This is a genomic window from Aeromicrobium sp. Leaf272, from assembly GCF_001422865.1.
Classification (GTDB): Bacteria; Actinomycetota; Actinomycetes; order Propionibacteriales; family Nocardioidaceae; genus Aeromicrobium.
On record NZ_LMMY01000013.1, the window covers coordinates 139,375 to 148,930 of the forward strand.

10 protein-coding genes are annotated in these 9,556 nt (G+C 71.7%); 5 read left to right on the forward strand and 5 right to left on the reverse strand.

What is annotated here, in order from left to right; translation table 11 throughout:
- Positions 1-277: peptide-methionine (S)-S-oxide reductase (locus ASF38_RS19380; protein ID WP_235497688.1), on the reverse strand; the 277-nt coding region annotated here is incomplete at its 3' end.
- 89 nt (positions 278-366) lie between these two features.
- On the opposite strand from ASF38_RS19380, the gene ASF38_RS09895 reads away from it, so the two are divergent.
- Both ASF38_RS09895 and ilvA read left to right on the forward strand, forming a co-directional pair.
- On the forward strand, positions 367-1,494 hold the full coding sequence (locus ASF38_RS09895) for an AI-2E family transporter (RefSeq protein ID WP_056575606.1): 1,128 nt from the start codon (positions 367-369) through the stop codon (positions 1,492-1,494).
- 189 nt (positions 1,495-1,683) lie between these two features.
- The gene (gene ilvA / locus ASF38_RS09900; RefSeq protein ID WP_056576499.1) at positions 1,684-2,877 is read left to right on the forward strand and encodes a threonine ammonia-lyase; all 1,194 of its coding nucleotides are present in this window, start codon (positions 1,684-1,686) and stop codon (positions 2,875-2,877) included.
- A 93-nt stretch (positions 2,878-2,970) separates the two neighbouring features.
- Here the strand turns inward: ilvA and greA are convergent, their stop codons facing one another.
- Positions 2,971-3,471 carry a transcription elongation factor GreA gene (gene greA, locus ASF38_RS09905; protein ID WP_055964662.1) on the reverse strand — a complete coding sequence of 167 codons (501 nt, stop codon included), beginning with the start codon at positions 3,469-3,471 and terminating at the stop codon, positions 2,971-2,973.
- 69 nt (positions 3,472-3,540) lie between these two features.
- Positions 3,541-3,918, reverse strand: a complete 378-nt coding sequence (locus ASF38_RS09910) for a DUF4307 domain-containing protein (protein WP_055964665.1) — start codon at positions 3,916-3,918, stop codon at positions 3,541-3,543.
- Positions 3,919-4,009: 91 nt separating this feature from the next.
- Here ASF38_RS09910 and mca point away from each other — a divergent pair, with 91 nt between their 5' ends.
- Positions 4,010-4,882, forward strand: coding sequence for a mycothiol conjugate amidase Mca (mca, locus tag ASF38_RS09915; protein WP_055964668.1), 873 nt, complete (start codon positions 4,010-4,012; stop codon positions 4,880-4,882).
- A 46-nt stretch (positions 4,883-4,928) separates the two neighbouring features.
- Positions 4,929-5,168, forward strand: coding sequence for a hypothetical protein (locus tag ASF38_RS09920; protein WP_056553279.1), 240 nt, complete (start codon positions 4,929-4,931; stop codon positions 5,166-5,168).
- A gap of 13 nt (positions 5,169-5,181) precedes the next feature.
- On the opposite strand, the gene ASF38_RS09925 is transcribed toward ASF38_RS09920, so the two are convergent.
- Entirely contained in the window at positions 5,182-5,775 is a 594-nt protein-coding gene (locus ASF38_RS09925; protein WP_056553275.1) for a DUF4126 domain-containing protein, read from the reverse strand.
- 76 nt (positions 5,776-5,851) lie between these two features.
- Between ASF38_RS09925 and ASF38_RS09930 the strand changes: the two genes are divergently transcribed.
- On the forward strand, positions 5,852-7,867 hold the full coding sequence (locus tag ASF38_RS09930; RefSeq protein WP_056575607.1) for a thioredoxin domain-containing protein: 2,016 nt from the start codon (positions 5,852-5,854) through the stop codon (positions 7,865-7,867).
- Between the two features lie 107 nt (positions 7,868-7,974).
- On the opposite strand, the gene ASF38_RS19385 is transcribed toward ASF38_RS09930, so the two are convergent.
- Positions 7,975-9,556, reverse strand: a 1,582-nt coding sequence (locus ASF38_RS19385) for a DUF3516 domain-containing protein (RefSeq protein ID WP_235497638.1), incomplete at its 5' end; no start/stop codon positions are given.

Here is a 9,556-nt window from a genome sequence, read left to right on the forward strand (position 1 = left end):
CCTCGTACGTCGGGTTCGGGGTGATGCCACCGGCATAACCCACCGACGTCGACCAGACGCCGGGCACCTCCCAGAAGGTCTTCTCCTCGCCCCAGAAGCAGCCGAGGCCGACCACGGTCGCCTCGAAGCCGTCGGGGACGACGCCCGCGTCGAGCGGGGTCTCGATGGGGGTGCCGAGCACGCGGTGCGTGGTGCCCACGGCGAAGGGTCGATCGGCGCGGCCGGGCAGGGCGCTCTGCGCGTCGGGGAGCTCGGTCTTGCGGGTTCCGAAGATCATCGGGTCACACTCCTTGGGTCCACGCGTGTCAACGACCGTGCGCGGTGCGCTGTTCCCGATAGTGTCGTCCGGGTGAGGGAAGCACGCAGGTGACCACGCGTCCAGAGATTCCGGTCGGCGTCGAGATCGCGACGGCGTGGGCTTGGCGACTCCTCGTCATCGGGGCCGCCGGCTACGGCCTGTACTGGCTGCTCAGCTTCTTCTCCGAGGTCTCCGTCCCGATCGCCATCGCGCTGCTCGGCACCGCCCTGACCATCGGTTCCGTCGACTTCCTGGAGCGCAGGGGCCTGCCGCGTCTGCTGGCCACGGCCATCGTCGTGCTCACCATGCTCTCGTTGTTCTTCGGGCTCATCGCGCTCGTGGGCCAACAGCTCTCCACCCAGTTCTACGACCTCAAGGCCCAGGTCATCGAGGGCATCTCCCAGGTGCAGGACTGGTCGCAGAACGGTCCGCTGGGACTCAGCGACAGCCAGCTGACGCGCTACGTCGACCAGGTGCAGGACGCGATCCGCACGTTCGGCGAGACCGCCGCCGTCGACCAGCTGGCCGCTGTCGGCACCACGCTGACGCACTTCGTCACCGGCTTCTTCATCGCGCTCTTCGCGTCGTTCTTCTTCCTCTACGAGGGCAACCGGATCTGGGCGTTCTTCGTGGCGCTGTTCCCGCAGGCCGCGCGCGAGAAGGTGCACACGTCGGGCGAGACCGCCTGGCACAGCCTCACCAGCTTCGTCCGGGCCACCGTGCTCGTTGCGCTCACCGACGCGATCGGCATCGCCGTCGCCGCCTGGCTGCTGGGCGTGCCCCTCGCCCTCGCGATCGGCGTGCTGGTGTTCCTCGGTGCGTTCGTCCCGATCATCGGCGCACTGCTGTCGGGTCTCGTGGCGGTGCTCGTGGCCCTCGTGGCCCAGGGTCCGGTCGTGGCCCTGTTCATGCTCGCGGCCGTCGTGGCCGTCCAGCAGCTGGAGTCGCACGTGCTGCAGCCGTTCCTCATGGGCCGGTTCGTGGCCGTGCACCCGCTCGCGATCATCATCGCCATCGCCGCCGGCATCACGGTCTCGGGCATCGTCGGCGCCCTCGTGGCCGTCCCGCTCGTGGCCTGCCTCAACGGCATCGTGCGTCACCTCGCCGCCGAGGCCGGTGCGCCGCTGCAGGAGGACGGACTACCCGAGGACATACCTCCCGACGCCGACTCCGACGCCGAGCCCGAGCCGGCCTGAGACCGTCGGCGCGCTGCATCGGCGGTAGGTGCACCGCGCTTCGTCACGGGTCGTCGGTAGGTGTGCCGCGGATATGCGGGTCGAATCCGCGGGCGTCCTACCGCTCGACGGCATTCCGTGCGCCACCTACCTCTCACGGCCACGACCGGCGGACGCGGAGCGTGGGGGAGCCCGTCTAGGGTGAGCAGGGTGGTGGACCTGCGAGACGTCGAGGCGGCGCGCGAGCTGATCGCGCCGGTGGTCGAGCGCACTCCCATGGCGCACTCACGGTGGCTGAGCCAACGGGTCGGCACCGACGTGCACCTCAAGTGCGAGAACCTCCAGCGCACCGGGTCGTTCAAGATCCGCGGCGCCTACGTGCGCATCGCGCGGCTGAGCGACGCCGAGCGAGCGCGTGGCGTGGTGGCCGCCAGCGCCGGCAACCACGCCCAGGGCGTCGCCCTCGCCGCGCAGCTGCTCGGCGCGAAGGCGACCATCTTCATGCCCGACGGCGCGGCCCTGCCCAAGATCGCCGCCACCCGCGGCTACGGCGCCGACATCGAGTTCGCCGGCACCGGCGTCACCGAGGCGCTCGTGCACGCCCAGGAGTTCGCCGAGCGCACCGGCGCCGTGCTCATCCACCCCTTCGACCACGAGGACGTCCTCGCCGGGCAGGGCACCGTCGGCCTCGAGATCATCGAGCAGCTGCCCGACGTGCGCACCGTGCTCGTGCCTCTCGGTGGCGGTGGGCTCGCCGCGGGCATCGCCCTGCTGCGCGAACGCCGACCCGACGTCTCCGTGGTCGGCGTGCAGGCCGCCGACGCCGCCGCCTACCCGACCTCGCTCGCCGAGGGCCACCCGGTCACCGGCGTGATGGGTCCGACCATGGCCGACGGCATCGCCGTGGCCCAGCCGGGACTCATCCCCTTCGAGGTGATCTCCGAGCAGCTCGACGACGTGGTGACCGTCAGCGAGGACGCGATGAGCGCGGCCCTCATCGGCCTGCTCGAGCGCGCCAAGATGCTCGTCGAGCCGTCGGGTGCTGCCGGCGTGGCGGCCCTGCTCGACGACCCCGGACGGTTCGAGGGCCCGGTGGTCCCCGTGCTGTCCGGCGGCAACATCGACGCGCTGCTCCTGCTCGACGTCATCCGCCACGGCCTGTCCGCCGCGGGTCGCTTCATGCAGCTGCGGGTCCGGTTCTCCGACCGCCCGGGCGAGCTGATGCGGCTGCTCACCGACCTCGCCGACCTGCAGGTCAACGTGCTCGACGTGGCCCACGACCGCTCCGCGGAGTCGCTCGGGGTGCGCGAGGTCGAGGTCGCGGTCCAGGCGGCCACCCGCGGACCCGACCACGCCGAGGCCTCACGTCGGCGCCTGGGCGAGCTCGGCCACCTGCTCGTCTGAGCGTCGGACGCGACGAGGCCCCGGGACCATCGGGTCCCGGGGCCTCGTCATGCCTCGTGCCGCGGACTCGAGGGCCGCGTCAGGAACGGTCGATCAGAAGGGCTTGGCCTCCACGATCGAGACCGTGAGCGTCTTGCCGTTGGGCGCCTCGTAGGAGGCGTCGTCGCCGACCTTCTTGCCCAGGATCGCTGCGCCGAGCGGCGACGTGGGGGAGTAGACGTCGAGGTCGACGGCCGAGTCGAGGCTCAGCAGCTCGCGCGAGCCGAGCAGGAAGCGCTCCACGTCGTCGTCGCCGGCGAACGTGACGCCGACGACCATGCCGGCCTCGACGATGCCGTCGTCGGCAGGCTTCTCGCCGACCTCGGCGCGACGCAGCATGTCCTCGAGCTGCTGGATGCGGGCGTTGGCCTTGCCCTGCTCCTCGCGGGCGGCGTGGTAGCCACCGTTCTCCTTGAGGTCACCCTCGTCGCGGGCGGCGGCGATCTTCTCGGTGATGTCGGGCATGACGACGTCCTTGAGATTCGCCAGCTCCACCTTCAGACGGTCGTACGCCTCCTGGGTGACCCAGATGGTCTCGGTACTGGACTGAGACATGTTCGAACCTCCTGGAAAACAAGCGGAACCCCAGGCATCGAGCCTGGGGTCGAACGTGCAGCCTAGCAGTCAGTCGGTGAGTTGGCACGTCCTCAGCACGGCAGTGACGGCCTCGCGCTCGGTGCTGATCGGCACCTCCACGCGCGTCCGCTCGCGGGTGCCGGCGGGCACGTCGACGGTGCGCTCGCCCACGACGGAGTGGTCGAGGGCCTGGGCGTAGACGGTGCAGCGGACGGGGACCGGGTCCGGACGCCGGACCTCGATGGTCGCGACGGTCCGCGCGGGCGACTCCACCGTGTAGCCGTGGACCTCCGCCGTGACCGGCTCGGTGTCGAGCGCCACCCAGGCGGCCCACACGATACCCAGGGCCACCCCGACGGCGGTGACCGTCGGCCACACCCAGCGTCGCGTGGTGCGGCGGCCGTAGCGCTCGTCGAGGGTGCTCACGCCACGATTCTCCCAGGTCGGTCCTGAGGGTGGCGTCCTGCCTGGTGAACCCCGTCCGTGCGGGTGTGCGTACCGGTGGAACACTGGGGCGGTGACCGAGAAGCTGCGCCTCATGCACGTGCACGCGCACCCCGACGACGAGTCGAGCAAGGGTGCCGCCTCCACCGCCAAGTACGTCGCCGAAGGGGTCGACGTGCACGTCGTCACGTGCACCGGGGGTGAGCGCGGGAGCATCCTCAACCCGCAGTTCCAGCACCCGGGCATCGAGGACAACCCCGAGCTGATCACCGAGATCCGTCGCGAGGAGATGGACCGCGCCCGCGAGATCCTCGGCGTCACCCAGGACTGGCTCGGCTTCGTCGACTCCGGCTGGCCCGAGGGCGACCCCAAGCCGCCGCTGCCCGAGGGGTGCTTCGGCCTGGTCCCGGTCGAGGAGGGCGCGATCCCGCTCGTGCGCCTCATCCGCTCGTTCAAGCCGCAGGTCCTCACCACGTACGACGAGAACGGCGGCTACCCGCACCCCGACCACATCATGTGCCACCAGGTCAGCGTCCTCGCCTACGAGAAGGCGGCCGACCCCGACTGGCACCCCGAGCTGGGCGAGGCCTGGCAGGTCAGCAAGCTCTACTACCACCTCGGCTGGAACTTCAAGAAGCTCGAGGCGATCTCCGCGGCCGTCGAGCGGCACGGCCTCGAGAACCCCTACGCCGAGCGCATGGAGAAGTGGGAGCGCAAGCCCGAGGACGAGGCCCGGCTCACCACCCGGGTGGAGTGCGCCGAGTACTTCGACGTCCGCGACGCCGCGTTGCTCGCCCACGCCACCCAGATCGACCCCGACGGCTGGTTCTTCTCCATCCCCAACGAGGTCCAGGCCGAGGCGTGGCCCACCGAGGACTACCAGCTGGTCGACTCCAAGGTCGAGACGTCGCTGCCCGAGGATGACCTCTTCGCCGGTCTGCGCTGACCCGGCCGACCGGCGGACCCCGGAACCGCAGGCGTAGGCTGGGGCCATGGGTGAGCTCCTGACGATCCTGGTCACGGCCGAGAGGCCGCGTGGCCTCGACCCGAACATCGTGCGTCCCGGCTGGCTCGCGCTCGGCATCGTCGCCGCCCTCGCGGTGGCCGTGTTCTTCCTGGCCAAGTCCTTCGCGAAGCACACCAAGAAGGCCGCCCAGCCCTGGGAGGGCGACCAGGCCGACGACGTCACGACGTCGACCAACCCCAGCGGCGCGCACGACGACCGCGACTGAGCCGAGCAGCTGGTCAAGACGGCAGTGCGCCGGGACCTGGTCGTGAACGTCGCCACCGGGCCCGGCCTCGTCGGACGAGGCGCGCCAGGAGCACGAGCATCGCGATCCCGGCGACCAGCAGCACCGCGGTGAGCGTGAACGCCAGCCACGGGTTGGCGAGCAGCAGTGCCACGACGCCCAGGACGGTGACGTCCTCGCCGACACTGACCCCGATGTTGGTGAACGGCTCCGGGGAGGCGTTGACCGCGAGGCGTGTGCCGGCCTTCACCAGGTGGCTGGCCAGCGCGCTGCCGCCGCTGATCGTGCCGTAGACGGCCTCGCTGGCGCCCGCGTCGCCCGCCACGAGGACGCCGAGGGCCGCGCCCACGGTGGGGCGCAGCACGGTGGAGACGACGTCCCAGGTGGAGTCGAGGTACGGGATCTTGTCGACGACGAGCTCGATCGCGAAGAGCAGGCCTGCCGCCACGAGCACGTCGCGCCGGGCCAGCTGGTCGGGGATCTGCTCGAACCCGCCGAGCCGGTCGGCCAGCCCGAGCGTCAGGACGACGAGGTAGGCGTTCACCCCGCTCGCCCAGCCCGTCGAGAACGCGATGGCCACCAGGTTCATGGCGCCAGTGTGGCCGATGAGGGGCGTTCCCGGCGGACCGACGAGCGGCCCGGGACCGGGCTGGCATGGTGGAGGGGTGCCGAACCGACTCAGCGCAGCGACCAGCCCGTACCTGCTCCAGCACGCCGACAACCCCGTCGACTGGTGGGAGTGGGGCGACGAGGCGCTCGCGCTCGCGCAGTCGCTCGACCGGCCGATCCTGCTGAGCGTCGGGTACGCCGCGTGCCACTGGTGCCACGTGATGGCGCACGAGTCGTTCGAGGACCCCACCACCGCGCAGTTCATGAACGACCACTTCGTCAACGTCAAGGTCGACCGCGAGGAGCGGCCCGACGTCGACGCGGTCTACATGCGCGCCACGCAGGCGATGACCGGCCAGGGCGGATGGCCCATGACCGTCGTGCTCGCGCCGACGGGCGAGCCGTTCTTCGCCGGCACCTACTTCCCGCCCGAGCCGCGGCAGGGGCAGCCGGCGTTCACGCAGATCCTGCAGGCGCTCGCCGACGCCTGGCAGAACCGCCGCGACGAGGTGACGAAGGTCGGTGCCGACGTCCTCGAGCACCTGCGCGACGTGGTGGACGCGGGCGGCTCCGCGCTCGACGCCGAGGCGCTGGACGCGGCGCAGACGGTGCTGTCGGGCCAGCACGACGACGAGGCCGGCGGCTACGCCGGAAGCCCCAAGTTCCCGCCGTCGATGGTCCTCGAGGCGTGCCTGCGGCACTGGGCGCGCACGGACATGGAACGCTCCCTCGAGATGGTCCGCACCACCTGCGACGCGATGGCGCGCGGCGGGATGTACGACCAGCTGTCCGGTGGCTTCGCCCGCTACGGCGTCGACCGCTACTGGCAGGTGCCGCACTTCGAGAAGATGCTCTACGACAACGCCCAGCTGCTGCGGGTCTACCTGCACTGGTGGCGGGCCGAGCTGGCGACCGGAGACGTCGCGCGGCAGGCCTTCGCACGGCGCGTCGCCACCGAGACGGCGGAGTTCCTGCTGGCCGAGCTGGCCACGCCGGAGGGCGGGTTCGCGTCGGCTCTCGACGCCGACAGCGCCGACCCGCGCGGCGAGGTCCACGAGGGCGCGTTCTACGCGTGGAACCCCAACCAGCTGATGCGGCTGCTCGGCGTCTCCGACGGGGCGTGGGCGGCGCAGCTGCTGGGCGTCACCGGCCCGGGCACGTTCGAGCGTGGGTTCTCGACGTTGCAGCTGCGCGAGGACCCCGACGACCCCGAGCGGTGGGCGTCGGTGCGCACGACGCTCCTGGCGGCTCGTTCCGAGCGCACCCGACCCGCACGTGACGACAAGGTCGTGGCCGCCTGGAACGCACTGGCGGTGATCGCCCTCGCCGAGGCGGGGGTGCTGCTGGAGAAGCCGCGGTTCACCGACGCCGCCGTGCGCGCTGCCACGCTGCTCGCCGAGGTGCACCTGCGCGATGGTGGCCGCGTGCTGCGGGCGTCGCGCGACGGCGTGGCAGGGGTCCACGACGGTGTCCTGGAGGATCACGCCACGGTGGCCGAGGCGTTCGTCGCGGTGCTCGGCGTGACCGGCGACGCGGTGTGGCTCGAGCGTGCCCGGGCCGTGCTCGAGCGCGTGCTCGACCACTTCGCGGCACCCGACGGCGACGACTTCTTCGACACCGCGGACGACGCGTCCGACCTGGTGGTCCGTCCGCAGGACGCGTCGGACAACGCGTACCCGTCGGGCACGTCGGCCGCCGCGCACGCGTTCGTCGCCGCCGCGGCCGTGACCGCCGACCCGCGCTACCGCGAGGCCGCCGAGCGCGCGGTGCGCTCGGCCGCGCAGCTGGGGGAGAAGCTGCCGCGCTTCGCCGGGTGGACCCTCGCCGCCGCCGAGGCCCTGGTGGCCGGGCCCGACGAGATCGCCGTGGTCGGACCCGACGCGGACTCACGCGCGGGGATGCATCGAGCCGCCCTGCTGCGCACGTCGCCGGCCGTCGTCGTCGCGGCCGCGTCGGCCGATCCTGCCGTGCCGCTGCTCGCCGACCGGGTGGCCGTCGACGGTCGCGCCACCGCCTACGTCTGCCGAGACCACGTCTGCGCGTTGCCGGTCACCGACCACGCCCTGCTCTGAACCGGCCCCGTATCGGTGGATCCTCAACCGCAGCAGCGTCGCTGACGTTGACGATCCACCGATGGTGGGTCAGATGTTGAGGATCCACCGATGGGGGGAGGGTGGGGTCAGGCGGGGCCGACGGAGGTGACGGTGAGGACGGCCTCGCCAGCGGCGTCGCTGGCGTCGAGGTCGACGGTGGCGGAGATGCCCCAGTCGCGGTGGCCCTCCGGGTCCTCGAAGGTCTGGCGCACGTGCCACGTCCTCCCCTGGACCTGCAGGTCGATGAAGGCCGGGCCACGGGCCGACGGGCCGGTGCCGAGGTGGTCGTACTCCTCGCGGTAGGCCGCCATGGCCTCGCGCCACGCCTCGGCGTCCCAGCCGTCCTCGCCGTCCATCTCGCCCAGCGCGTCCCACCGGCCCAGCGCAGCCAGCTCCACCCGACGGAACATCGCGTTGCGCACCAGCACCCTGAACGCGCGCTCGTTGGTGGTGACCGGGCGGATCGTCTCCTCGCCGTCGGCCACGGCCTGCGCCCGGTCCAGGCTCGCCGGGTCGGCCGGGTTCACCAGCTTCTCCCACTCGTCGAGCAGGCTCGAGTCGGTCTGGCGCACCAGCTCGCCCAGCCAGGCCGTCAGGTCGGTCAGCTCCTCCGTGCGCGCCGACGCCGGCACCGTCCGCTCCAGCGCCTTGTACGCGTCGGACAGGTACCGCAGCACCATGCCCTCCGAGCGCGCGAGCCCGTAGTCCGAGACCAGCTCGGAGAACGTCATGGCCCGCTCGGCCATCTCGCGCACCACCGACTTCGGGCGGAGCTCGTGGTCGCGCACCCACGGGTGTCCCTGGGTGTACGTCTCGTAGGCCGCCTCCAGCAGGTCGCGCAGCGGCTTCGGGTGCTCTACCTCGTCGAGCAGCTCCATCCGCTCGTCGTACTCGATGCCGTCGGCCTTCATCTGCGCCACCGCCTCGCCCCGCGCGCGGAACACCTGGGCGGAGATGATCGGCCGCGGGTCCTCCAACGTCGCCTCGACGACCGACACGACGTCGAGGTGGTACTCCGGGGACTCCACGTCGAGCAGCTCGAGCGTGGCGATCGCGAACGGCGACAGCGGCTGGTTGAGGGCGAAGTCGCGCTGCAGGTCGATGGTCAGGACCAGGGTGCGACCCTCCGCGTCGGGTGGGTCGAGCCTCTCGACCACCCCGCCTGCCACGAGGGCCTCGACGATGTCGCGCACCCGGGTCTGCAGCCGCTCGACGTCCTCGGGACGGACCACGCTCTCCTCGATCAGCCGGTCGAGCGCGGCGATCGCGTCGCCGGGACGCTGCGCGACGTCGAGGACCATCGCGTGGGTGACCTGCATGCGCGGCACGAGCGGCTCCGGCGTGCCGTTCACGAGCTTGTCGAACACGGCCTCGTTCCACGAGACGTGGCCCTCGGGCGCCTTCTTGCGCTGCACCTTGCGGAGCTTCTTCGGGTCGTCGCCTGCCTTGGCGATCGCCTTCGCGTTCTCGATGTCGTGCTCCGGCGCCAGGACCACCACGTGCCCGACGGTGTCGTAGCCGGCCCGACCCGCCCGCCCGGCGATCTGCGCGAACTCGCGCACCTGCAGCTGGCGCTGGCGACGCCCGTCGTACTTGGTGAGCCCGCTGAACAGCACGGTCCGGATGGGCACGTTGATGCCGACGCCCAGCGTGTCGGTGCCGCACACG